This window comes from Rhodococcus sp. 05-2254-2 (assembly GCF_002259095.1).
Taxonomy (GTDB): Bacteria; Actinomycetota; Actinomycetes; order Mycobacteriales; family Mycobacteriaceae; genus Rhodococcoides.
In genome coordinates this window covers 64,308-88,637 of record NZ_NOZJ01000002.1, presented here as the reverse complement: position 1 = coordinate 88,637, position 24,330 = coordinate 64,308, and the positions used below count along the sequence as shown (strand labels likewise).

The window sequence follows — 24,330 nt, the reverse complement described above, 5'->3', positions numbered from 1 at the left end:
CGTCCTCACCCGATTCACACCACCGATCGCACCCTCGCGCCCACAGCGGACTTCACGATCTCACCGCTGCGAACAGCGATGTTGGACAGCAACGACGAGGTCAGACCATGCGTGTGCTCGGTGCCGCCCTGCAGATAGATCGAACCCGCACTCGGTTCACGCGTCACGAGTCGGTAGTCACGCGTCACGCGAGGCCCACGGGAGTCGTATTCGACGTCGTCGAACAGCGGACCGAGGATCTCGGGTAGGTCGAGGGACGTGAAGCCTGTGGCATAGACGACAGCGTCGCACAGTATGTCCTCGGTCAGCCCCGTCGGGCCGTGCTCGACGGACACACGAACGCCCGACGGCTCCTCGGTGGCTCGGATCAACCGGGATGCTCCGTGCACGAACAACCGGCGCTTCCCGCTGACTCGCTCGGAGTACTCGCGTGCGTACAACTCCTCGATCAACGGCAGGTCGACGGCGGAGTAGTTGGTTCCGCGGTGATAGTGCAGTAGTTGCTCGCGCAGTGTGTGCGACGACGAATAGAAGTCGTCGACGGCCGTCGGATCGAAGATGCGATTGGCGTAGGGGCTGTCGTCGGCCGGGCTGTATCCGTACTTGCGCAACACCGCGTGCACCGACGCGTCGCCGTACGTCGAGTGCAGGTAGTCCACCACCTCGGCGGCACTCTGCCCGGCACCGACGACGACGAAGGTGCGCTGCGTCCGCGACGGCAACCGATCGAGCTCGCCGAGAAGATCGTGGTTGTGGAACTGTCGCGCCGACGCCGTGACCCCGTCGGGCAGGGTGGCGGTCAGTCCTCCGGCGAGCACGATGTTACGTCCTCGCACGGTCCCGGTTCGCCGGCCCTCGGTGCGGACGCCGTAGCCGTCACCGGTGTCGACGACGTCCAGCGCCCGGGTGCCGTAGTGCACGGTCGCGTCGACTTTGCTTGCGGCCCAAGTTAGGTAGTCGTGGAACTCGAGCCGACTCGGGAAGAACGTCTGCAGATTGATGAAGTGATTGAGCCGACCCTGTTCCGACAGATACGCCAGAAAGCTGTATTCACTGCTGGCATTGCGTTGGGTCGCCAGGTCTTTGAGGAACGAGATCTGCATGGACGTCCCTGGCAACAGCATGCCGGGGTGCCAGGCGAACTCGTCCTTGGATTCGACGAAGCAGGCCGTCAATCGCTCTGCCGGCGAGCACATTCGATTGTGCTCTTCGATCGCGATGGCCAGGCCCAGATTCGAGGGCCCGAAGCCGACCCCGACGATGTCGTAGGTGCCGTCGGAAAAATCGTTGTGCGAGGTCATCGACGGCTCGCCCCCGCGGTTCGATCGGCGGGGCCGGCGAGGTGCAGATCGGCATGAACGAGGCCTACACGGTGGATCGCTCCACCGAGCTCGGTGCGGTGCATAGGGCGTCTCCTTCTACTTGCGGACGAGATTCGGGGTGACGCCGGCGAGGGTCCGTCGATGGCCGTCTCGGCAGTGCCCAGCGTCCTGGCTCGATGTCATGAGCAGCGCTACTTGCCTACCGTAGGCTAACCTAACATTTACTGGTCTACAACGGCTCCGTCGTGCGCCGAGTGCGCCCGGACACGTGTGTGGCCCTCGATCTCGTCGGTTCACCGTCCATCATCGAACTCGAAAGTGAGCGCATGTCTTCGACAAGAATCCGCACCATGGGGCGATACAGAAACGGCCCCCGCGCCCTCACTGGAGGTATCGCGGTGCTCGTGCTTCTCGCCGCTGCAGCGTGCAGCAGCGGCACCACCGACACCGAGGTCGTCGACCTGAACGCGAACCCCGCCGCGTGCGGCGAGAACGACCTCGTCGATGCAGTCGACCGAGCATCGGGACCGTTCACGTACACCGACGGTCGCGGACGCACGATTTCGCTCGATGCTCAGCCGACGAGAATCATCGCCGACGAGGAATCGGCAGCAGCGCTGATGTCTTACGGCATCAGACCCATCGCCATCTGGTCGACCACTCCGATGTCCACCAGCCCGATTCTGAGCTGCTCCGATCTCACGGGCATCGAATCGGTCGGCGAGAGCTGGGGGACATTCGATGTCGAGAAAGCCGCCAGCCTCGAACCGGATCTCGTCATCGGCGAGTACAACCCTCGATTCGGCCAGTTCGGCAAACTGACCACCTCAGCCGACTCGTCCAAGGCCGACACGATCGATCAGCTCGCCCCCACTTTGGGTGTCACCTTGGATACGACCTCGACGGCACAGACCATCGAGAACTACGCCGGACTCGCATCCTCGCTCGGCGTCGACCTCGACACGCCACAACTGGCCGACATCAAGGCCGAATTCGACGCCGCTGTCGCGAACTTCGAGAAGGTGGCCTCCGAGAGTCAGGACCTCACCAGCGTCGGCGTCTGGCCACTCGACGTCGCTTACGTCCTCGATCCGTCGGCAGACCCGGACTTCAGCGACTACCAACGGTGGGGCCTGAAGATGTACACCCCCGACGGCACCGATGACGGGTACTGGAAGAAGGTGTCGTGGGAGAACGTGTCGACCGTCGACGCCGACGTCGCGTTCGTTTATCACGACGTCGCCAACGCCGCCGACGTGAAGCTCGCCGATATTCCGAGCCGCTACCCGGCCTTCGACACCATCGCTGCCGTCGACAAGCAGCAGATGGTGTTGTGGGACTACGGTGCCAACAAGAGCTACAGCCGCTACACGAACACAATCGACATCTATGCCGACGCGCTGTCCAAGGCGAAGAAGGTCACGCCCGAGTAATTCGGCGGACCATGAGCCACGGGATCACCGGCAGGCATCTGCCGGTGGCCCCGAACTTCGTCGAGGCGGCCATCACAGCGCGGCTGCGATCTCTCCGGCCTGCCGGTCCAGTTCCGATCGGTGCGGCGACGACGGCCGAGCCCGCAGGCCGAAGCCGTCCCCGATCATGCGTGGGATGACGTGCAGATGCACGTGGAAGATTTCCTGACCGGCGACCGTGCCGTCGGCGAGAAAGAAGTTGACGCCGGCGACACGCGAATTGCTGGCACGCACAGCGGCGGCCACCTTCTGCCCCACCACGAACAGGTGCGCGCCGATCTCCGGCGGCAACTCCGCCAGCGTCCGATACTGCTCCTTGGGCACCACCAACACATGTCCGCTGGTGAGCGGCCTGATGTCCATGAACGCAATCGCTGTCTCGTCCTCGTGGACGCGAGAAGCCTCGGCCGTCCCGGCAATGATCTCGGCGAAAATCGTGTAGGGGTTCACACCTTCCGAGCGTAGGCGCTCGGGGCTCTGAAGCTGCGCGGCCCCGGCCCGGAGACTACTGTTTGCCGATGAGCATCGGCGGGGTTCTCTTCGACATCGACGGCGTTCTCGTCACGTCGTGGCAGGCGGTGCCAGGGGCAGCAGAGACTCTGAAGTACCTGGACAGCAAGGACATTGCTCGCGCCTTCCTGACGAATACGACGTCCAAAACCCGTGGACAGATCGCTACGGCGCTGCGCGAGGTGGGACTCGACGTGCATTCGGACGAGATCGTCACGGCCGCGTCGCTCACCGCGGATCATCTGCGTGAGAACTATCCGGACGCGCGGGTGGTGCTGATCAACAACGGTGAGATCGCAGGCGACATGCCGGGAATCGAATTCGTCGACGAGACGTCCGAGGATCCCGATGTCGTCGTCGTCGGCGGGGCAGGCCCGGAGTTCACCCACGAGCGGCTCAGCCGCGTCTACGACTGGCTGTGCCGGGGCATTCCCGTCGTCGCGATGCACCGTTCGTTGATGTGGAGCACCGGAGCCGGACTGCGCATCGACACCGGCATGTACCTCGGCGGTATGGAACAGGCGTCGGGACACACCGCGAAGGCCATCGGCAAGCCCGCTCCGCTGGGATTCCGGACGGCGTCCGAGCGGATGGGGGTCGACCCCGAAGACGTCGTCATGGTCGGCGACGACCTCGACAACGACGTCCTCGCCGCCCAGGTCGTCGGGATGACCGGCGTGCTCGTTCGCACCGGAAAGTTCCGTCAGGACGTGCTCGACCGACGCATCACCGACGAATTCGCGATGGAACCCGACCACGTGATCGACTCCGTGGCCGACCTCCCCGGTGTCCTCTCCTGACTACAGAATCGGCGACGGGCTGTACGACGCCCCGGCGGGGAACTTCGCGATCAGACGCTCCACTGCCGAGACGACCGCACTGACCTGCGCGTCGGCGGCACCGACGAATGCCGTCTTGTCGGCCAGTGCCGCATCGAGGGCAGCGCGGTCGAGTGGCAGCCGATCGTCGGCGGCCAACCGGTCGAGCAGGTCCGGTTCCAGTCCCTGCTCACGCATCGCCAGCGCAACCGCGACGGCGTGCTCCTTGATCGCCTCGTGCGCCGTCTCGCGTCCGACGCCTGCGCGCACGGCGGCCATGAGCACCTTGGTCGTCGCGAGGAACGGCAGGTAGCGGTCGAGTTCCTTGGCGATGACGGCCGGGTACGCACCGAATTCGTCGAGCACCGTCAGGAAGGTCTCGATGAGACCGTCGATGGCGAAGAAGGCGTCGGGCAGCGCGACGCGGCGCACCACGGAACAGAAGACGTCGCCCTCGTTCCACTGTGCACCGGCGAGCTCGGCGGCCATCGAGCCGTAGCCGCGCAGCACCACCTGCAGGCCGTTGACGCGCTCGCACGAGCGAGTGTTCATCTTGTGCGGCATTGCCGACGAGCCCACCTGGCCTGCCTGGAAGCCTTCGGTGACGAGTTCGTGGCCTGCCATCAGGCGCACGGTGTGGGCGAACGAGGACGGTCCGGCACCGATCTGGACCAGCGCGGAGACGACCTCGTGATCGAGCGAACGGGGATACACCTGGCCGACGCTGGTGAGTGTGTGCCGGAAACCGAGGTGATCGGCCACGATGCGCTCGAGCGCGACGAGCTTGGCGGAGTCGCCGCCGAACAGGTCGAGCATGTCCTGCGAGGTGCCCATCGGGCCCTTGATGCCGCGCAACGGATAGCGCGCGATCAGTTCCTGCACCCTCGACAGCGCCAACAGCAGCTCGTCTGCGGCAGAGGCGAAGCGCTTGCCCAGTGTGGTGGCCTGAGCTGCGACATTGTGGCTGCGACCGGCCATGACCAGCGAGGAGTACTCGGCGGCGCGCTCGGCCAACCGCTTCGCGACGGCGACGCCGTGCGCGTGAACGTGTTCGAGTGAGCGCAAGATCTGCAGCTGCTCGACGTTCTCGGTGAGGTCGCGGCTGGTGAGTCCCTTGTGGATGTGCTCGTGGCCGGCGAGGGCGTTGAACTCCTCGATGCGGGCCTTGACGTCGTGGCGGGTGACGCGCTCACGCTCGGCGATCGACGCGAGATCGACCTGGTCGACGACGGCTTCGTAGTCCGCGATGGCCGCGTTGGGGACGTCGACTCCGAGGGAGGACTGCGCGCGCAACACGGCGATCCACAGTTGGCGTTCGAGGGCGATCTTGTGCTCCGGCGACCACAGCTCCACCAGTTCGGGACTCGCGTAACGGGTGGCCAGGACATTCGGGATGCTCACGAGCATCCAGCTTACGTGGCGCAGTTGTCGGTCTCGGAAGACGACTGCACTGTTTCGGAAAAGGACTCCAGTACCGGCCTCCCGCGATCCCTGTTCCTGGTGCCGGCGGCTTCGCCGCCGTGTGGAATAACCGACGCGCGCTCCGATGTTGGAGCCGTCGTGAGCCGAACAGTGAAGGTCGACATCTGGTCCGATATCGCGTGCCCGTGGTGCTTCGTCGGCAAGCGTCGTTTCGAGGCAGGCGCTGCGGAGTTCACCGCCGGGGGCGGAAGTCTGGAGGTGGAGTTCCACTCGTTCGAGCTGGCACCCGACACACCTGTCGACTTCGATGGCAGCGAGGTCGACTTTCTCGTCTCTCACAAAGGTATGCCGGCCGCCCAGGTCACGCAGATGTTGGGGCAGATGGCCGAGCTGGCCGCAGGCGAGGGGCTCGCCTACGACTTCGACGCCGTGCAGCACACCAACACCGTCAAGGCGCACGAGCTCCTGCACTTCGCCAAGTCGAAGGGCAAGCAGGTGGAGATGAAGGAACGACTCCTGGCGGCCTATTTCGAGGAGGGCCGCCACGTCGGCCGCACAGAGGACCTCGCCGACCTGGCCGCGGAAGTCGGCCTCGACCGTGACGAGGCCGCCCGGGCGCTGAAGTCCGAGGAGTTCCTGCCGGCAGTGCGCGCGGACAAGGAACAGGCCATCGCCTATGGAATCAGCGGCGTGCCGTTCTTCGTGATCGACGGACGGCTCGGTGTGTCGGGCGCGCAGGAACCGTCGGTATTCGCCGACGTCCTGCAGAAGGCTGCTGCCGACTCATGAGCGGTCCTTTGGAGATGGTCGGCGACGACCACGGCCCCGTCTGCGAGGACGGTGTGTGCGAGGTGCCGCCGATCCGAGACGCAGAGTCCGGCGAGAACTACTAGCAGTCAGTCGGCCGGCACCTGTTCCGCCGGTGCCACTATGTCGATGACGGCCAAGAGCATGCTTCGGGCCATGTGGCGCGGGTCGGGGTCCACTTCGCTGAGCGCTCCGACGACGGCCCCGTCTACCACTGCCACGAGTCGTCGTAGCTGCTCTTCCTGCACGGTTCGGCCCGATCTGCGCAGGACGTCGGTGAGCAGGTCGTCGATCTGGGCGCGCAGCCGCAGCTGCACTTCTCGTAGTTCGGGATGCCGGGCCGAGGCGATGAAGCGTTCGTATCTCGCGATCAGCTGCTCGTGGCCGTCCTGCGGCCCGATCAGCAGGTCGACGATGAGGTCGACCGTCGATTCCATTTCGTTCGAGCACTTGCCCTCGTCCTCGATGCGGCCGCGCATGACGTCGATCTCACGGGTTCCGACGACGTCGACCGCCGCGGCCACCAGGTCCCCGAGAGACTCGAAATAGTAGGTGGTCGACGCGAGAGGAAGCCCGGCTCGCGCGGCCACCGATCGGTGTCGCACCGCGTCGAAGCCGCCCTCGACGAGAAGGTCCGCGGCCGCAGACGCCAGTGCCTGCCGGCGGCGCACCCCCTTCGGAGTCGCACCCGACACCTTGTGCTGCGACTCGGTCGGACCTGCGGACATTCAAGTCATCGTGCCAGCTCGAGGCCGTTCGTCGGACTGCTTTCGCGCTATGGAATTGTCGTTGCTCGTGGCACATCGAACGATCGACCTTCGCTCCGACACCATCACCCGACCCGATTCGGTCATGCGAAAAGCCATGGCCGACGCCGAAGTGGGCGACGACGTCCTCGATCACGATCCGACGATGGCCGCGCTGGAAGAAGCCGTGGCGGGGCTGCTCGGGTTCGAGTCGGCACTGTGGGTGCCGTCGGGTTCGATGGGCAACATCATCGCGCTGATGCTGCATCTACAACGCGGCGATCGCTTTCTGGCCCCCGAGCATGCGCACGTGCTGGGGTCCGAGCTCGGTACTGCCGCATGGCTGGCAGGCGGGATGCCCGACGCCCTCCCCCACGACGGTGGCCCCGGCCGCCCTCTCGCGTCGACGGTGCGTGCGAAAGCGGGCGGTACAGGACCGTATTTCGCACTACGGACGACACTGCTTTCGCTCGAGAACACGCACAACTTCGCCGGCGGTACTGTGTTCGGCCCGGACGAATGGGCGGAACTCGTTGCCGCCGGCCGTGATTGCGGACTGAAGGTCCATCTGGACGGCGCGCGACTGTGGAATGCCGCTGTCGCCCTCGATGTTCCGATCGCGTCGCTCGCTGCCGGTGCCGACACGGTGCAGGTTTGCCTGAGCAAAGGCCTCGGCGCACCGGTCGGCTCGATGCTCGTCTCGGACTCCGCACGTATCCACGAGGCGCGACGCGTCCGAAAGATGCTGGGCGGCGGCGTCCGTCAGGGTGGAGTGTTGGCCGCCGCCGGGCTCGTCGCGTTGGATCGAATCGGTGATCTCGCCGACGATCACGCCAATGCGTCGACCCTCGCTTCCGGGCTGCGCGAGCGAGGCTGGGACGTGGCGGAGCCGGAGACCAACATCGTCCTCGCCACTGTTCCCGACCCGGCGACGACGGTCACCGAGCTGGCCGAGCTGGGGATCGCCGCGGTGACCGTCGCGGGCAAGGTGCGCTTCGTGACCCACCGCGACGTCGACGCCGCCGATATCTCCGAGGTACTGGAGCGGCTGCGCCGCATGTGAGCAGAACTTCGTAGTGGGGGTCGAAGTTTCGCTCACATGCGACGAAGTCGCTCCAACGCCTCTTCGACATCGGCGGTCGTCCCGGCGAACGAGAATCGCACCGTGTGATTGCCACGCACGGTGTCGAAGTCGACGCCCGGTGCCAGTGCGACGCCGGTCTCGGACAGCACTCGCGCGCACCAACTCCGTGCATCGTCGGTGAGGTGCGCAATGTCGGCGTAGACGTAGAAGGCACCGTCGGCCGGTGCGAGATCGGTGATGCCCAGGGCCGGCAGACCGTCGAGCATAATTCGGCGGTTGACAGCGTAGCGCCCGACGTGTGAATCCAGCTCGACGCGCGACTCCTCGGTGAACGCCGCGATGGCCGCCACCTGAGAGATCGCCGGTGGGCACACCGTCATGTTCGACGCCAATCGTTCGACGGCCCTGCGCAATCGGGTCGGCAGCAGCATCCAACCGAGTCGCCACCCGGTCATCGAGAAGTACTTCGACACCGATCCGATGGCGACCGATTCTTTCGATGTCTCCCATGCGCTCGACGTACGCGCATTGCCGTAGGAAATGCCGTGGTAGATCTCGTCCGAGATCAGCAGGGTTCCGTGCTCGTCGCACCAGCGCGCGATGGCGGCGAGTTCGTCCGCGTCGATGATCGTGCCGGTGGGGTTGGCGGGGCTCGCGATGATCAGACCCGCGGGCGGCTCGGGCAGCTCCTCGAGCATCGCGACGGTCGGCTGGAATCGCGTGCTTTCCAGGCAATCGAGCTCGACGACGCGGCAGCCCAACGCCGCCAACGTGTTTCGATACGCCGGATAGCCGGGCCTGGCCATCACGACGGTATCCCCCGCGTCGAACGCTGCGAGGAACAGCAACGTGAACGCGCCCGACGAGCCGGTGGTGATCACCACGTCCGCGGCGTCGACGGTGATGCCGTACCGCGCGCTGTGGTGCTCGGCGATAGCGCGACGCAGCGGCAGAATCCCCAGCGTCTCGGTGTACCCCAGCAGATGCGAATCCAGAGCCTCGCGGGTAGCGCGCAACACCGGCTCGGGCGCTCGGGTGGAGGGCTGACCTGCAGCAAGAGAGAGCACGTCGCCGTGAGTGCGCGCCCGCTCGGCCGCCGCGGCGAACACATCCATCACATGGAACGGCTCGACCTTCGATCGCTGCGATTCGTTGTGCATTGTTTCGACCCTACTGATCCCGACTCGCTCGGTACCTCCGACCTTTGCAAACGCGCGCGCGTTCGCCAAGTGCGCGCAAGATCGACTGGCAACCTCCGGCAATTCTGCGCGCGTCTCACGAACGCGCGCGCGTTTGCTGGAACACGCCGGCCGACGCCGGCCCACTCACCGCACCTACAGCGAGATGCGACCCTCCACCGCAGCCAGGCCGATGTCCGTCCGGAAGTGGCTGCCCGGCAATCGGATTCCCGCGATGCGGGAGTAGGCGTCGTCTCGGGCCGCGGTGAGGTCGAATCCGGTGCCGACCACGCTGAGCACGCGTCCACCCGCGGAGACGACCGCGCCGTCCTTCACCGCGGTGCCGGCATGCAGCACGCCTTCGCCCTCGGAGCCGAGGATTTCGTCACCGGTGCGTGGTCGACCGGGGTAGTTCTCGGCGGCGATGACGACGGTGACGGCCGCGCCGTCCTTCCAACGCAGCGGAGGAAGTGACGCAAGTGTGCCGGTTGCCGTCGCGTTCAACACTTCACCGAGAGGTGAGTCGAGCAGCGCGAGCACCGCCTGGGTCTCGGGATCGCCGAAGCGGCAGTTGAATTCGACGACCGCCGGGCCGTCGGCACCCATGGCAAGACCCGCGTACAGCAGACCGGAGAACGGCACACCGCGCTCGACCATCTCGGCGGCAACGGGTTTCACCACATCCCGGACGATTTCCTCGACGGCACCCTCGGGCAGCCACGGCAGCGGGGTGTACGCACCCATGCCGCCGGTGTTGGGTCCTGTGTCTCCGTCGCCGACGCGTTTGTGGTCCTGCGCGGGCAGCAGCGGCACCACGGTCTCGCCGTCGACGAGGCAGAAGAGGGAGACCTCGGGTCCGTCGAGGAACGATTCGAGCAGTACCGGGTGACCGTTCTCGAGGAGCTCCGCTGCGTGATCGCGGGCGATGAGGCGATCGGTGGTGACGACGACACCCTTGCCTGCGGCCAAGCCGTCGTCCTTGACCACCCAATGGGGGCCGAAACGGTCGAGGGCTGCGTCGAGCAGGGCGGGCGAGTCGACAATTTCGCTGTGCGCGGTCCGCACACCGGCCGCTGCCATCACGTCCTTGGCGAAGGCCTTGGACCCTTCGATGCGCGCAGCATCGGCGGACGGGCCGAACGCAGCGATGCCGGCCTGACGGAGGGCGTCGGCCACGCCGAGGACCAGTGGAACCTCCGGTCCGATGACGACGAGATCGGCTTCGACCTTCTTCGCCAGCGCGGTCACCGCCTCACCGGAGGCGACGTCGACCGCGTGTTGCTCGGCGAGCTTCGCGGTGCCTGCGTTGCCGGGAGCCACGAAGAGCTTCTCGACCGACGGATCGGCCTTCAACGCAAGGAGGAGGGCGTGCTCACGAGCACCGGAACCTATGACTAGTACGCGCACAGTGCATCAGACTATCTGCTCGACGCGAAAGCGCCCCGCACCTGTCACGGCGCGGGGCTCTTTCGTGGTGGTTCGGTGTTACTGCGTGAGGTCGTAGAACGTCACGTTGTCGACCGTGGTCGCGGTGAAGTTCTCGGTGACCCAGGCAGAGATTTCTGCCGAGGTCCCCGACTCCATGCCCGGCATGCCGCCGCTCCCGATGAAGTAGTGGATCTCTCCGTCGGCGACGTACTGCTGGAATTGCGCGAGGGTCGGCGAGGGATCGGTGCCGTTGAATCCACCGACCGGCATGACGGGATCCTCGGTGGCCAGTTGGTAACCCGCAGCGGTGTTGGCTCCGATGGCCGCTGCCACCCAGGTGTACGAGTCGGCGTCCTGCTCGAGCATCTCGGTGATGGCCGCAGTCGGTGCACTGCCTTCGAGCAGACCACCCATACCGCCGCCCATACCCCGACCCGTCCCGCCCATCTCGGCCCCGCCGGCAGCCCCGGCCTGACCCGGGAAACCCGCAGGCGGTTGCATTCCGGCAGGTATCTGGACCCCGGCCGGCAACTGCATCCCGCCCGGACCGCCTCGGCCTTCGCCCATACCGCCGAATCCGCGCATGCCGGTGTTGGGACCGGCCGAGACGATGGCTCCGGTATGCGGGGTGCCGATGGTGTCGACCGCATAGGCGGTCGGTCCGGCGAGTCCGGCGAACATCACCGCCAGGATCGACGCCGCAGCCAGCCTGCCGCGAGTCAGTGCCGGGATCAGCAGCGCGACGATCGCCACGATTCCGACGACGAGAATCGCCCACTTCAGCCACGGCACGAAACTCTCACTGCGACCGAGCAACACCCACGCCATCACGACGGTCGACGCCACCGCGACGGCCATCGCGATCCGTACCCAGTACGTCTCGCGTCGACGCCACAGCACCACACTGCCGATGCCGACGAGAGCAGCGACGGCGGGCGAGAGCGCAACGGTGTAGTACGAGTGGAAGATTCCGGCCATGAAGCTGAACGTCAGACCGGTGACCAGCAACCACGATCCCCAGACGATCAGCGAAGCTCGTTGCACGTCTGTCCGAGGGGCTTTGCCGCGCAACACGAGTCCGACGACGAACAGGATCAACGCAGCCGGGATCAGCCAGGCGATCTGACCGCCCTGGGAGGAGTCGAACATGCGAAGGATGCCGGTCTCGCCCCAGATGCCACCGGGCATCCCACCCGCCATGCCCCCGGCCGCGTCGCCGCCCATACCGCCGCGGCCGGGGGTGACACTTCCGGTCTCGTCGCCACTGAGGCGACCGAATCCGTTGTACCCGAGCGTGAGTTCGAGGATCGAGTTGTTCTGCGAGCCACCGACCCACGGCCGTGAGGACGCCGGCCAGAATTCCACGATCAGAATCCACCATCCGGCCGAGACGATCATCGCGCCCAGCGCGCCGAACAGCTGCCACAGCCGGGTGAGGAACTTCGGCGGCCCGGCGATCAGATAGGTCAGAGCCAGCGGCGGTACGACGAGCATGACCTGGAGTTGCTTGGTGAGGAAGCCGAATCCGACGAACATACCGGTGATCAACAGCCACTTGGTCTTTCCGGTCTCGACGCCTCGCAGCAACGCCCACACCGAGGCGATCATCAGCAGCACCAGCAACGCGTCGGGATTGTTGAACCGGAACATCAGTGCGGCAACCGGAGTCACGGCAAGTACCAGGCCTGCGAGCAGACCGGCCGCGCCACCGAATCGACGCTTGACGGTGGCGCGCAGCAGTGCCACGGAGGCGACGCCGAGAAGAGCCTGGGGTACGAGCATCGCCCAGGTGTTGAGTCCGAAGATGCGTACCGACAACGACATCAGCCACAGCGACATCGGGGGCTTGTCGACGGTGATCGAGTTGGCCGCGTCGGAGGATCCGAAGAAGAAGGCCTTCCACGACACCGAACCTGCCTGTATCGCAGCGGAATAGAAGGAGTTGGCCCAGCCCGACGCGCCGAGTCCCCAGATGTAGGCAACGCCGGTTCCGAAGAGCAGAGCCACCAGCCCGATCAATTCCCAGCGCGGGGAGGTCGCCGGTGCAGAATCGGCAGCCGCGGAGGGCCGCTCCATCGTCGTCGTCACAGGCTCTTCTCCGAACTCGCGGACTCCGAGCCTGCGTCCAGTGAGCTACGGAAGACCCACCGCAGGGCGACGAATCGGCACACGGTGGCAACGAGATTGGCGACGATGAGGACGGCGAGTTCGACGTGCCGGGACACATCGGGAACCCAGGCGTGCAGCACGGCGAGCGATCCACTGGTGACGAGAAGAGCGAAGCCGAAGATCGCCAGCCCCTGCAGTTGGTGTTTGCCCGCACCGTCGGGCCCCCGAACGCCGAAGGTGAAGGCACGGTTGGCCGCGGTGTTGAGCACAGCGGTGATCAACAGCCCGAAGAAGTTCGCCGCCTGCGCGCCGATGAGAGAATGCAGCATCAGGTACAGCAGTGCGTAGGCGATGGTGCTGGCGATGCCGATGATGCCGAATCGCACCATCTGGCTGATCATTCCGTGCGGTACTCCGGGCACGAGCGGCTCCCGTCCCAGGCTTCGGCGAAGTTCGGCGACCGGCAGTACACCGGTGGCGAGGGCACGCCCGACGCGCCAGCAGCCCTGCAGGTCCTTGACGGCGGTGTCGACGATGTTGACGCTGCTGTTCGGGTCGTCGACCCAGTCCACGGGCACCTCGTGGATACGCAGGCCGACTTTCTCTGCGATGACGAGCAATTCGGTGTCGAAGAACCACCCGGTGTCTTCGACGAGCGGCAACAGCTGTCGGGCGACGTCGGTACGCATGGCCTTGAAACCGCACTGCGCATCGGAGAAGCGGGCGCGCAGCGAGGTACGCAGAATGAAATTGTAACTGCGCGAGATGAATTCACGTTTCGCACCGCGGACCACTCGGGACGATCGGTTGAGCCGCGAGCCGATGGCGAGGTCCGAGTGACCGGACATCAACGGTGCGATCAGCGGCATCAGCGCATTGAGATCGGTGGACAGATCGACGTCCATGTAGGCCACCACATCGGCGTCCGACCCCAGCCACACTGCTTTGAGTGCCCGGCCCCGCCCTTTCTCGTCCAGATGGTGAACCTGGACTCCGTCGATCTCGTCGGCGAGTCGACGTGCGACAGCGAGTGTTCCGTCGGTACTGGCATTGTCGGCGATCGTGATCGAGGACCGGAACGGGATTCGGTCCTCCAGATGCTCGTGAAGACGACGAATGCACTGTTCGAGATCGGCCTCTTCGTTGTATACCGGAATGACCACCTCTAGCGTGGCCGTGGCGTTCGAGCCGGGCCGCGGGCCTGCTGCTCGTGCGAGGGAATTCGTTGTCATGACGACAACGATCGGGCCCGGACCTTGAATCGCCCTGCGACCGACCTGGCAATTACCTGGGAGCCACGACCACTGGTACGGCCCCGGTCGAGTCGGGTAGGGCATCCTGTTCCCATGGCTTCCATTTTCAGCAAGATCATCGCCGGTGAGATTCCGGGGCGTTTCGTGTGGCAGGACGACGACGTGGTTGCGTTTCTGACGATCGCGCCGCTCACGCAGGGCCACACGTTGGTGGTTCCGCGCGAGGAGATCGACCAGTGGCAGGACGTCGACGGTGCCGCGTTCGCCAAGATCACTGCCGTCGCGCAGATCATCGGTCAGGCCGTACGGACCGCGTTCGATGCTCCCCGCGCCGGTCTGCTGATCGCCGGACTCGAAGTACCGCACCTGCACCTGCACGTGTTTCCGGCCTACGACATGGGCAACTTCGACATCTCCGGTGCCGACCCGAATCCGTCGGCGGAGTCGCAGGACGAGGCCGCAGCCAAGCTCCGAGCAGCGCTACGCCAGCTCGGCCACGAGGCTCACGTCCCGAACTGACGCATCTCGCTCAACGCAGCGGCGTCAGCAGCCGTCGACGCGTCCGAAGCTGCATCGAGACCTCGTCCGATCGAGTGTCGGGGTCGTAGCCCGGGCCGATGTCGGTGTCGATGTCGTGCGGTCCCGGCGCGAGCCCGCATTCGGGGCACATTCCCAGTGGCCCGAGGTCGGTTCCGCAGTCCGCGTGGAGGAATCGTCGACGCTTCCCCGCGGGTTTCGCGGTCTGTTCCTCACCCCAATAGCTCAGGGCGAACACCGCGGGCCACAGCCCTTCGAGGGCGGCGGTCGGGATGTAGTTCTCGCGCCCGCCCGCCGATGAGCGAGCGTGTCGTTCGAGTAGCCCGGCGTCGACCAGCGCGCCGAGTCGTTGCGCGAGGACGGCTTTGGAGATGTCGAGGTGGGCCTGGAAATCACCGAAGCGTCGGACGCCGAAGAAGCAGTCGCGCACGATGAGCAATGTCCATCGCTCACCGACGAGTTCGAGGGCACGGGCCAGGGAGCAGTCCTGGCGGGCGTAGTCGATTCCGAGTGCCATGGCGCGATAGTACAGTCTGTTGACCGAACCAAGTTGGGCGTTTACAGTTCGATCACCAGACCACAAGGACGACGATGACCGATACTGCACCCTCGCCCACCGGCACCGCGAACAGCGCCCGCGCGCTCGCCATCGCAGCGCTCGGCACCCTGCTGACCCTGATGGCGTTCACCGCACCGCTCGCGACCATCAACAGCACCGCAGCCGATCTGATGTCCGACGCCGCAGGACGCACCTGGATTCTCAGCTCCATGAGCATCGGCCTCGCCGCGGCGTTGCTCACCACAGGTACGGTCGCCGACGACTTCGGACGTCGCCGCACGTTCGCACTCGGCGCGGTGGTCCTGGCCGTCGGCGCGATAATCTGCGCACTCGCCCCCAACACGCTGATCTTCGTTCTCGCCCGCATTCTGCAGGGCCTCGGCGGCGCAGCCGTCGTCGCGTCGAGCCTGGGCATCATCGCCCACACCCACGCGGCCGGTCCGGTGCGCGCGAAGGCCAGCGGGGTCTGGGGTGCGAGCGTGGGTGCAGGCATCGCTCTCGGCCCTCTGCTCGCCGCCGTACTGGATCGCTCGGCGACTTGGCGTACGGCCTACGTGGTGCTCGCGATCGCCACGCTCGCACTCGCCGTCGCCGCGCATGTGCTCGTCGAAGAATCCAGGTCCGACGCCCCCCGCGGCCTCGATCCGGTCGGCGCGTTGCTGTTGGCGACGGGCATCGCCGCGTTGCTGGCCGCCTTGGTCGAGGGCAGGCAGGGCTGGACAGCCATGGCCCCGATCATCTTGTTCGTGCTGGCCGCCCTGTTGCTGGGCGCGTTCATGGTCCTCGAATTGCGCAGTGCCGCTGCGATGCTCGATCTCACCCTCTTCCGACACCCACCGTTTCTGGCCGCCACCGTCGCCGCGCTGGCCACCGGCGGCGGCATCATCGCCCTGATGTCGTACATGCCCGGGTTCCTCGGAACCGTACTGGGAATCGACGCGCTCGGTGCCGCCCTGCTGCTGTTCGGTTGGTCGGCCACGTCCGTGGTCACCGCCTTACTGGCCCGCAGGCTGCCTGCGTCGCTGAGCGGTCGAACGCAACTCGCCGTCGGGCTGGTGGGCGTCGCGATCGGCATGCTGATGCTGACGGGGTTGTCCGAGAACGCATCCTGGCCACGGTTGCTTCCCGGCCTGCTCGTGGCCGGAGTCGCCAGCGGCGTACTCAACGCTGCGCTCGGCCGCGAGGCGGTGGCCAGCGTTCCCGCCGGACGAGGCGGCATGGGCAGCGGTGCCAACAACACTGCGCGCTACGTCGGGTCCGCTATCGGGGTCACCGTCGTTGCGGTGGTTGCCGTTCCGGCCGGGAGTGGAGCCGGCGGAATGACCCAAGCGATCAGCCAGAACGACGCCGGCGGACTGGTGCAGGGCTGGAACACCGCAGCTTTGGTCACCGCCGCGATATCGGTTCTCGGGGCCGTGGTGGTGTCGTTCTCACGCACCCGGCGGTAGCGAGTATTCCTGCTCCGGCCTCCCGGTCGATCCGTATCGCAGCTGCATGCGCAACCGGCCCTTGGACACCAAGGTTGCCAGATAACGCTGCGCTGTCGCGCGTGAAATGCCGATGGCTGCAGCAACTTCGCCCGCCGACATCGGGTCGGCCGTCGTGCGCACCGCATCGAGCACCAGGTCACGGGTCACGGACTGCGAGGACGGCAGCGGCGCGGCCGCGCGCGGGCGCAGCGCGTCGAGTCCGCCATCGATCTCGGCCTGGGTCAGCTCCTCCGAACGGTCCAGAGCAGTCCGGTACGTCAGATACCCGGTGAGGCGGTCGATCAACGCCGATCGCGGAAACGGCTTGATCAGATATGTCCAGGCACCCGCGGTCATGGCCGCGCGCACCGTCTGTTGATCGGCTGCTGCCGAGAGCACCACTGCGTCGCAGGCGAGTTCGCGCACCAGGTCGATTCCCGATCCGTCGGGCAGATAGACGTCGACCAGCGCCAGATCGAACGACTGCGACGACGCCAACTCCCGAGCCTGAGCGACACTCGTCGCGACTGCGGCGACCTCGTAGTTGTCGAGTGAATTCACCAGTGCCGCATGCAGATCCGCAACCCGGAAATCGTCGTCCACGACCAGCACTCTCATTGCGAGACCTCATCTGCCTGTAGCGCATCCGGTATCGACGCGATGAACACCGCGCCTCCTCGTTCGTTCTCCTCGGTGATCTGCCCACCGGCATCGGCCAGCGTCACGTCGCCACCGCGGGTGCGCGCGATCTGCCGACTCAGCGCCAGGCCCACTCCCCGACCGCCCGGCGATTCTTCGGTCGACTTGGTCGAGACCCCCTCGACGAACACCTGCTCGGGTGCCAGGTCCACCCCGTCACCGGAATCGAGAACCACGATGTGCAACGTCGAACCGTCCTGTACCAGTTCCACTTCCACCTCGGCCGGCCGCCTCACTCCCAGCCTGGCAGCATCGATCGCATTGTCGACGAGATTGCCCAGCACCGTGGTCACGTCGACGGGGACGGCCACTTCGCCGCCGACCCAGGTGTTCTCCCCCAACACCAACCGCACTCCGCTCTCCCGCGCATGCGCGGCCTTCGCCGTCAGAAACGACCGCAGATAGGCGTCGGACACGGCGTCGATACCCTCGATGGATTCCGATCTCGGTCCGACACCGAGGATCTCGTCGATGTACTGCGACGCCCGATCCGGATGACCCTCGTGCAGCAGTCCACTGACCAGATGCATCCGATTCGCGAACTCGTGACGCTGCGCGCGCAGCACAGCGGACATCGACTGCACCGCGTCGAGCTGACGCGTCAGCGTCTCCACGTCGGTTCGGTCGCGCACGGTCAGCACCGTACCCAGATCACGATTGTCGCGCAGCACTTTTCGGGCGGCCGCAATGACCACGACCTCGTTCACGGCCGCGAGAACCGGCTCGGACGTCGGCGATTCGATGACCTCGAGCAGCCTCGGGGTCAGACCGATGTCCTCGATGCGCATCCCCGGTCTACCGCCGATCGAGAGCAGGGTGCGCGCCTCGTCGTTGACGACCGTGACGACTCCGTCGGGGTCGATGGCGACGACACCCTCACCGATTCCGTGCAACACCGCTTCTTGTTCCCGCACCAGCTCGGCGAGCTCCTCCGGCTCGAGCCCCAGAGTCAGCCGTTTCCATCTGCGCGCCAACAGAGTCGAGCCGATCAGCCCGAGCAGCAGTACGGCACCGGTCACCAACGCGCCGTTGATCAGATCTTTCACCAACTCGGTGCGCACGGCCGTCGTGGAGATGCCCACGCTCACTTCACCGATCACCACGTCGGTCGAACCGAGCGCCAGTACAGGCACTTTCGCGCGTACGGAGTCGCCGAGGGTGCCGCGCTCCTGCTCGACCACCTCGTTGCCCGCCAGCGCCCCCGAGGGATCGGTACTCACCCGCTGACCCAGAACTGTCGGATCGGGATGCGCCAACCGCAGACCCCGATCGTCGGTGATGACGACGAACAGTGCGTCGGTGCGCATTCGGGCACCCTCGGCCGCACGCTGCAGCGCTCCGCCTGCCAACACTCCCGCAGGCGCGGCGTCGGTGCCTGCGGTGTCCACGGCAGAGAACTGCTCGACGAGCGAACGCACCTCCGGGTCCGACGCCACCGTCCGCGCAACGGCCAGCGCACGTTCGCCGTATTCCTCGCTCGCCTGGCTGCCACTGCTGATGGCGAAGACCCCGAACGCCACCGCCAGAGCTACCGCCACCAGCGCTGCCTGCAACAACAGCACCTGAGTCCTCAATCGCACCCACCCAGGCTATGCGCCGAGCGGGCTCGAGCACAATGCGCAAAAGGCTCTTTTCGTTGCTTGCGCGGGTAGTGCGCACAACAGCGAACATGTGATGCCGGTTACGTAACTTCAGTCACACAACCGGTCCGACCGGACCCACCTCACACATTCGAGAAGGAGTGCACGATGTTGGTGATACTCGGCTTCCTCATGGTAGCCGCCTTCATGTTCTTGATCCTGACCAAGAGAGCCACGCCCGTCGTCGCACTCACCCTCGTACCCGTCATCTTCGGTCTGCTGGCCGGCGCCGGACTCGGCATCGGTGACATGATCACCGACGGCATCAAGTCCCTGGCCCCCACTGCAGCCCTGCTGTTCTTCGCCATCATCTTCTTCGGAATCATGATCGACGTCGGACTGTTCGACCCGCTGGTGCGCGGCATCCTGCGCCTCGTGCGAAACGACCCGATGAAACTCGTTGTCGGAACAGCCATTCTGGCCATGGTCGTCTCGCTCGACGGTGACGGCTCCACCACGTTCATCATCGTCACGTCCGCGCTGCTGCCGCTGTACCTCAAACTCGGTGTCAGCCCGGTCATTCTGACCGTCGTCGCCGGTCTCGCCAACGGCACGATGAACATCATCCCGTGGGGCGGCCCGACGGTGCGCGCCGCATCCGCTCTCGGCATCTCCCCGTCCGACGTCTTCGTTCCGATGGTCCCTTCGATGATCGTCGGCCTGATCATCGTGCTGCTCTTCGCCGTGCATCTGGGCATCATGGAGCGTCGTCGCATCGGCAAGTTGATCTACGAACCCGAACTGGTGGCCTCCGGTGGCGGCGGCAGTATCCGTAAGGGCGGCAAGGGAACCGGCGGATCGGGCACCGGCGGATCGGACGACTCCGGCGAATCGGGTCAGTTCTTCGACGGCCTGGACCCCAATCGCGACACGCTGCGCCCGAAGTTGCTGTGGTTCAACGCTGCTCTGACGGTCATCCTGCTTGTCATCCTCGTCATGGACATTCTGCCCATCCCGGTGCTGTTCATGATCGCTGCCTCGATCGCTCTGACGGTCAACTTCCCCAAGGTCAAGGAACAGGGCGACGCGATCGCACGGCACTCGTCCTCCATCGTCTCCGTGGTCGCCATGGTGCTCGCCGCAGCAATTCTCACCGGCGTCTTCCAGGGCACCGGCATGGTCGAGGCCATGGCCGAGTGGCTGCTCAACGTCATCCCGGCGGGCATGGGCCCGTACCTGGCCGTCATCACCGGCATCCTGAGCATCCCGCTGACGTTCTTCATGACCAACGACGCCTTCTACTTCGGCATCCTCCCGGTGTTGACCGAGACTGCGAGCAAGTACGGCATCGACCCCGTCGAGATGGCCCGTGCGTCGATCACCGGTCAGCCCGTCCACCTGCAGAGCCCGCTGGTTCCGGCCATCTTGCTGCTGGTCACCCTCGCCGGAGTGTCGCTGGCCGATCACCACAAGAAGGTGCTGTGGCGAGCTGTGGTCGTCTCCCTCGCGATGCTGGCCGTCGGCATCCTCCTCGGCCAGATCCCGTTCGGCTGATCCCCCACCCCACTCGTCGTAGGAGAAACTGTCATGACCGTTGGCGTACTGCACAACAATTCACCCGAGGGCCGCGCAGCACTGGCGGCCGCAGTGCGAGAAGCCCGCATTCGAGAGACGGACCTCGTCGTCCTGCACGCACTCTCCGGATCGGCCGAGCCCTCCGCCGAGGCGGCCGAGACGCAGGCAGTGTCCACGTCGGTGGAGACCGCTCTGGCCGATATCGATCACGCCGACGCCGTCTCCTGGACCGTGGCGGTGGGCCGGCCCGATCCCGATGCCGTCAACACCCTGCTGACCTTGGTCGAAGAGCAGAAGTCCGAGATCCTGGTGGTCGGCTCCCGACACCGCTCGGCGGTCGGAAAGTTTCTGATGGGACAGACCATTCAGCGTCTGCTCCTCGAGATTCCGGTCCCGGTTCTTCTGGTCAAGTCCGGAGCGTGAGTGCTCCGAAACGGATGAGACGAATACTGGGGAACAGCCTCCGATGGATCGGCCTCGCGGCCGTATCCGTCGGGGGCTGGGCCGTTTTCGCGGCCCTGGGCCTGACGGCACCGTCGTTGTTCGCGGCCCTCGTCGTCGCCGTGGTGTTCGCTCTGACCGGCCTCGGCCCGGCTGCGGTACCGCGCCCGGCGTCGATGGCAGCGCAGGGCACGCTGGCCGTCACCATCGGCCTCATGCTCGACACCGACACTCTCGGCGCGTTGGGCGAGAACTGGATTCCCGCCGTTCTCGTCGGTGCCGGGACGCTGGTGGTCAGCGCCGGTTGCGGCGCACTGCTCGCCCTGCATCGCGATGTCGACCCCGTCACCGGAGCACTGTCCCTGATCGCCGGTGGCGCAACGGGTCTGGTGTCCATCGCTCGAGAACTCGGCGGGGACGAGCGAATCGTGGCCGTGGTGCAATACCTGCGCGTCGCGCTCGTGGTGGTCACCATGCCGCTGATCGTCACCTTCGCCTTCCACACCGACACCGGCGGCGGAGCAGGCGCGGACGATACGGCGACGACGCCCTGGTACATCGGCACGGCCTTTCTGATCGCCGCCGTCATCGCCGGAATCGTTCTGGCGCGGCTCATCCGACTGCCCGCGCCGGCGACACTCGGACCGCTGATCGTCGCCGGTGCCTGCGAACTGCTCGGATGGCCCGTCGACATCTCGGTGCCCACGGTGCTGCTGCCGGTGGCGTTCATCGTCATCGGATGGCAAGCGGGGCTCGCCTTCACCGTGTCGAGCCTGCGGGCCATCGGTCGTATCTTCCCGTGGGCCGCGCTGCTGGTGCTCTCGATCGGGTTGGTGTGCGCGCTGTTCGGCTGGGCGCTGTCTGCGATCACCGGGGTCAGCATGCTCACCGGGTACCTTGCGACCACACCCGGCGGCCTGGCCGCCGTGCTCGCCGTGTCTGCGACCACGGGGTCGGATGTCACCTTCGTCGCGTGTGTTCAGGTGATCCGACTGGTGTCGATGCTCGTGGCCGCGCCACTCGCCGCAGCCGCGTACACGAAACTGGCCGAGCGCAAGAAAGCCAGGACAGCGAGCGAATCAACCGTCGGCGCGGGGTAATTCGACCCGGAAGGTCGCACCCTGACCGGGGGCACTCTGCACCCGAACGGTGCCGTTGTGCGCCGCCACCAAGGCCGCGACGATCGAGAGCCCGAGCCCGCTGCCGCCGCTCTCGCGCGTCCGGGAGGAGTCGGCTCGATAGAAGCGCTCGAACACGTGCGCCGCCTCTTCCTCGCCCAGCCCGGGGCCGGTGTCCTGGACTTCGAGCAGTACCGAGGACTGGGTGGTCCCGACGCAGACGGTGATCGACGCCGATTCGGGTGTGTGCCGCACCGCGTTTCCGACGAGGTTCGCCAGTACCTGGCGCAGCCGAGCGTCGTCGCCGCTGACCTCGGGTATTCCCGGCCCTGCCAACACTTTCAGCGAGATGTCCCGCGCGGGTGAGACCGCCTTGGCGTCGTGCACGGCATCGGCGGCGATGGTCAGTAGGTCGACGCGACGCATGTCGAGCGGGCGTTGCGCGTCGAGTCGCGCGAGCATCAGCAGGTCTTCGACGAGCAGGCCCATCCGCGCCGATTCGCCCTCGATACGCGTCATCAGCAACGAGATGTCGCTCATCGCGCCCTGCCGATACAACTCGGCGAATCCGCGGATCGTCGTCAGCGGGGTACGCAGTTCGTGGCTGGCGTCGGCGACGAAGCGGCGCATCCGATCCTCGGACGCACGAGCCGCCTCCTCCGAGGCCGCAGTTGCCGCGAATGCCCGCTGAATCTGCGAAAGCATCCCGTTGAGGGCCAACGACAATCGGCCCACCTCGGTCTTCTCACTCCACTCGGGAACCCGTCGATGCAGATCTCCGGCAGCGATGGCCGCGGCCGTCGTCTCCACTTCACGCAACGGTCGCAGACTGCGTCGCACCACGAAGTAGGCGATCACGGCCAGGGCCAGCAACACGGCGGCGCCGATGTAGAACTGCAGCACCACGAGCCGGCTGACGGTCTGTTGGTTGGCGCTGAGCGACATGCCCACGGTGGTGGACCCCTCGCTGTTGGTCACCGTGATCACCCGCCACTCCTTCGACGGGTCGCCCTCGGAACCGACGGTCTTCGGAGTTGCCGACGGCGCACCGGACAGGTCCGGAACACTCTCGGCCACATCGTTGATCGGGCCCCGGACGGTACCGTCGTTGGCCACGGACCGAACGAAGAAGTTCGTCGGCGGGCGGTTCGGGTTGGGTTCGTCGATCGGAAAGGGCGGGCGTTCGCCACCCGGTTTCGCCCATCCCTGGGACGCTTCGACCAGTTGACTGTCCAGGCGACGCATCAGGGACGACTCGAGCGAGGACGTCACCGCCACCCCGGACGCCAGCAGGCCCAACCCGACCAGGAGCAGCAACGCCGCGACCAAGGTGAAACGCAGCGGCAGGCTCCGAATCCGACCTCGAACGGCCGTCACCGTGGCTGGCGCATGACGTAGCCGACGCCTCGCAGTGTGTGAATCAAGCGAGTGTCTCCGGTATCGACCTTGCGACGTAGATACGACACATACGACTCCACCACTCCCACTTCACCACCGAAGTCGTAGTGCCACACGTGATCGAGGATTCGCGGCTTGCTCAGCACGGTTCCCGCGTTCACCATGAAGTACCGCAGCAGCGTGAACTCGGTGGGCGAGAGCGAGATCGGCTCACCTGCCTTCCACACCTCGTGGGTGTCGTCGTCGAGTTCGATGTCCGCGAACGCAACTCGCGACGGCTGCGCGTCCTCGCTCTTGCCGGACCGGCGCAGGATCACTCGGAGTCGGGCCACCACTTCCTCGAGCGAGAACGGCTTGGTGACGTAGTCGTCCGCACCGAGGGTCAGCCCGGTCACCTTGTCTTCCACCGAGTCACGCGCGGTCAGGAACAGGGCAGGCGCATCGATTCCGTCGGCCCGCAGTCGACGCAGCAGACCGAACCCGTCCATGCCGGGCATCATCACGTCGAGAATGAGAGCCTCGGGCCTGAAGTTGCGCGCCTTGTCGAGAGCCTCGGGACCGGACGACGCCGTCGCCACCTCGAATCCCTGGTACCTCAGGCTGACCGACAGCAGTTCGACGATGGTCGGTTCGTCGTCGACGATCAGGACTCTGGCCTCGGGTGTCTCGCTCACGGTGTCCATCTTCGCGCGAGATGCTGCTCGTTCGCTGGACTCTCGCTGTGAGGTTGCTGTGAGCCACCCACAACGAAGTTGCCGCGAGCCACCGACAACGAGGCTGCCGCGAGCCACCGACGACACAGCCC

Annotated in this window: 22 protein-coding genes; 9 read left to right on the top strand and 13 right to left on the bottom strand. The window is 66.0% G+C overall.

Annotation, left to right across the window (positions count from 1 at the left end):
- Positions 1–14: 14 nt before the first annotated feature.
- The gene (locus tag CH283_RS04425) at positions 15–1,301 is read right to left on the bottom strand and encodes a lysine N(6)-hydroxylase/L-ornithine N(5)-oxygenase family protein (protein ID WP_094639275.1); all 1,287 of its coding nucleotides are present in this window, start codon (positions 1,299–1,301) and stop codon (positions 15–17) included.
- Positions 1,302–1,672: 371 nt separating this feature from the next.
- On the opposite strand from CH283_RS04425, the gene CH283_RS04420 reads away from it, so the two are divergent.
- On the top strand, positions 1,673–2,755 hold the full coding sequence (locus CH283_RS04420) for an ABC transporter substrate-binding protein (RefSeq protein WP_176460323.1): 1,083 nt from the start codon (positions 1,673–1,675) through the stop codon (positions 2,753–2,755).
- Positions 2,756–2,827: 72 nt separating this feature from the next.
- Here CH283_RS04420 and CH283_RS04415 read toward each other — a convergent pair whose 3' ends face one another.
- On the bottom strand, positions 2,828–3,244 hold the full coding sequence (locus tag CH283_RS04415) for an HIT family protein (RefSeq protein WP_094639273.1): 417 nt from the start codon (positions 3,242–3,244) through the stop codon (positions 2,828–2,830).
- Between the two features lie 68 nt (positions 3,245–3,312).
- On the opposite strand from CH283_RS04415, the gene CH283_RS04410 reads away from it, so the two are divergent.
- A complete protein-coding gene (locus CH283_RS04410) occupies positions 3,313–4,104 on the top strand; it encodes an HAD-IIA family hydrolase (RefSeq protein WP_094639272.1) in 792 nt (263 codons plus the stop codon).
- On the opposite strand, the gene purB is transcribed toward CH283_RS04410, so the two are convergent.
- Positions 4,105–5,529: an adenylosuccinate lyase gene (gene purB, locus CH283_RS04405; RefSeq protein ID WP_094639271.1), complete on the bottom strand. Its 1,425-nt coding sequence runs from the start codon at positions 5,527–5,529 to the stop codon at positions 4,105–4,107. It abuts the gene before it with no gap.
- 153 nt (positions 5,530–5,682) lie between these two features.
- On the opposite strand from purB, the gene CH283_RS04400 reads away from it, so the two are divergent.
- Positions 5,683–6,333 (top strand): DsbA family oxidoreductase, encoded by a 651-nt coding sequence (locus CH283_RS04400; protein WP_094639323.1) that lies wholly within the window; start codon positions 5,683–5,685, stop codon positions 6,331–6,333.
- A 107-nt stretch (positions 6,334–6,440) separates the two neighbouring features.
- On the opposite strand, the gene CH283_RS04395 is transcribed toward CH283_RS04400, so the two are convergent.
- Complete coding sequence (locus CH283_RS04395; RefSeq protein ID WP_045196709.1) at positions 6,441–7,079, bottom strand: TetR/AcrR family transcriptional regulator; 639 nt, start codon at positions 7,077–7,079, stop codon at positions 6,441–6,443.
- 67 nt (positions 7,080–7,146) lie between these two features.
- Between CH283_RS04395 and CH283_RS04390 the strand changes: the two genes are divergently transcribed.
- Positions 7,147–8,160 carry a GntG family PLP-dependent aldolase gene (locus tag CH283_RS04390; RefSeq protein ID WP_255183080.1) on the top strand — a complete coding sequence of 338 codons (1,014 nt, stop codon included), beginning with the start codon at positions 7,147–7,149 and terminating at the stop codon, positions 8,158–8,160.
- A gap of 32 nt (positions 8,161–8,192) precedes the next feature.
- Here the strand turns inward: CH283_RS04390 and CH283_RS04385 are convergent, their stop codons facing one another.
- The 4 genes from CH283_RS04385 to CH283_RS04370 all read right to left on the bottom strand — a co-directional run bounded on the left by CH283_RS04385 (position 8,193) and on the right by CH283_RS04370 (position 14,128).
- Positions 8,193–9,341, bottom strand: coding sequence for a pyridoxal phosphate-dependent aminotransferase (locus CH283_RS04385; RefSeq protein ID WP_094639269.1), 1,149 nt, complete (start codon positions 9,339–9,341; stop codon positions 8,193–8,195).
- A gap of 174 nt (positions 9,342–9,515) precedes the next feature.
- On the bottom strand, positions 9,516–10,766 hold the full coding sequence (gene purD, locus CH283_RS04380) for a phosphoribosylamine--glycine ligase (RefSeq protein WP_094639268.1): 1,251 nt from the start codon (positions 10,764–10,766) through the stop codon (positions 9,516–9,518).
- 78 nt (positions 10,767–10,844) lie between these two features.
- Positions 10,845–12,875 (bottom strand): glycosyltransferase family 39 protein, encoded by a 2,031-nt coding sequence (locus tag CH283_RS04375; RefSeq protein ID WP_255183079.1) that lies wholly within the window; start codon positions 12,873–12,875, stop codon positions 10,845–10,847.
- Positions 12,872–14,128, bottom strand: coding sequence for a bifunctional glycosyltransferase family 2/GtrA family protein (locus tag CH283_RS04370; protein ID WP_068055844.1), 1,257 nt, complete (start codon positions 14,126–14,128; stop codon positions 12,872–12,874). Before CH283_RS04370 ends, CH283_RS04375 begins: the two co-directional genes overlap by 4 nt.
- 114 nt (positions 14,129–14,242) lie before the next feature.
- Here CH283_RS04370 and CH283_RS04365 point away from each other — a divergent pair, with 114 nt between their 5' ends.
- Entirely contained in the window at positions 14,243–14,668 is a 426-nt protein-coding gene (locus tag CH283_RS04365; protein WP_094639267.1) for an HIT family protein, read from the top strand.
- A gap of 10 nt (positions 14,669–14,678) precedes the next feature.
- On the opposite strand, the gene CH283_RS04360 is transcribed toward CH283_RS04365, so the two are convergent.
- Entirely contained in the window at positions 14,679–15,203 is a 525-nt protein-coding gene (locus CH283_RS04360; RefSeq protein WP_094639266.1) for a winged helix-turn-helix transcriptional regulator, read from the bottom strand.
- A gap of 74 nt (positions 15,204–15,277) precedes the next feature.
- Between CH283_RS04360 and CH283_RS04355 the strand changes: the two genes are divergently transcribed.
- Positions 15,278–16,693 carry an MFS transporter gene (locus CH283_RS04355; RefSeq protein ID WP_094639265.1) on the top strand — a complete coding sequence of 472 codons (1,416 nt, stop codon included), beginning with the start codon at positions 15,278–15,280 and terminating at the stop codon, positions 16,691–16,693.
- Here the strand turns inward: CH283_RS04355 and CH283_RS04350 are convergent.
- Together CH283_RS04350 and CH283_RS04345 are read right to left on the bottom strand one after the other, a co-directional pair.
- Positions 16,676–17,332: a response regulator gene (locus CH283_RS04350; RefSeq protein ID WP_094639264.1), complete on the bottom strand. Its 657-nt coding sequence runs from the start codon at positions 17,330–17,332 to the stop codon at positions 16,676–16,678. The two genes, CH283_RS04355 and CH283_RS04350, sit on opposite strands and share 18 nt — an antisense overlap.
- Complete coding sequence (locus tag CH283_RS04345; protein ID WP_094639263.1) at positions 17,329–18,993, bottom strand: sensor histidine kinase; 1,665 nt, start codon at positions 18,991–18,993, stop codon at positions 17,329–17,331. Before CH283_RS04345 ends, CH283_RS04350 begins: the two co-directional genes overlap by 4 nt.
- Before the next feature lie 168 nt (positions 18,994–19,161).
- Here CH283_RS04345 and CH283_RS04340 point away from each other — a divergent pair, with 168 nt between their 5' ends.
- From CH283_RS04340 to CH283_RS04330, 3 genes are read left to right on the top strand one after another with little or no spacing between them, the layout of a single operon-like run.
- Entirely contained in the window at positions 19,162–20,547 is a 1,386-nt protein-coding gene (locus CH283_RS04340; protein WP_068055829.1) for a CitMHS family transporter, read from the top strand.
- 33 nt (positions 20,548–20,580) lie between these two features.
- Positions 20,581–20,991: a universal stress protein gene (locus CH283_RS04335; RefSeq protein ID WP_068055827.1), complete on the top strand. Its 411-nt coding sequence runs from the start codon at positions 20,581–20,583 to the stop codon at positions 20,989–20,991.
- A 14-nt stretch (positions 20,992–21,005) separates the two neighbouring features.
- Positions 21,006–22,109, top strand: a complete 1,104-nt coding sequence (locus tag CH283_RS04330; RefSeq protein WP_176460328.1) for an AbrB family transcriptional regulator — start codon at positions 21,006–21,008, stop codon at positions 22,107–22,109.
- Here the strand turns inward: CH283_RS04330 and CH283_RS04325 are convergent.
- Positions 22,089–23,504, bottom strand: coding sequence for a sensor histidine kinase (locus tag CH283_RS04325; RefSeq protein ID WP_082898815.1), 1,416 nt, complete (start codon positions 23,502–23,504; stop codon positions 22,089–22,091). The two genes, CH283_RS04330 and CH283_RS04325, sit on opposite strands and share 21 nt — an antisense overlap.
- Positions 23,501–24,208, bottom strand: a complete 708-nt coding sequence (locus CH283_RS04320) for a response regulator transcription factor (protein ID WP_068055814.1) — start codon at positions 24,206–24,208, stop codon at positions 23,501–23,503. Before CH283_RS04320 ends, CH283_RS04325 begins: the two co-directional genes overlap by 4 nt.
- Positions 24,209–24,330: the final 122 nt, after the last annotated feature.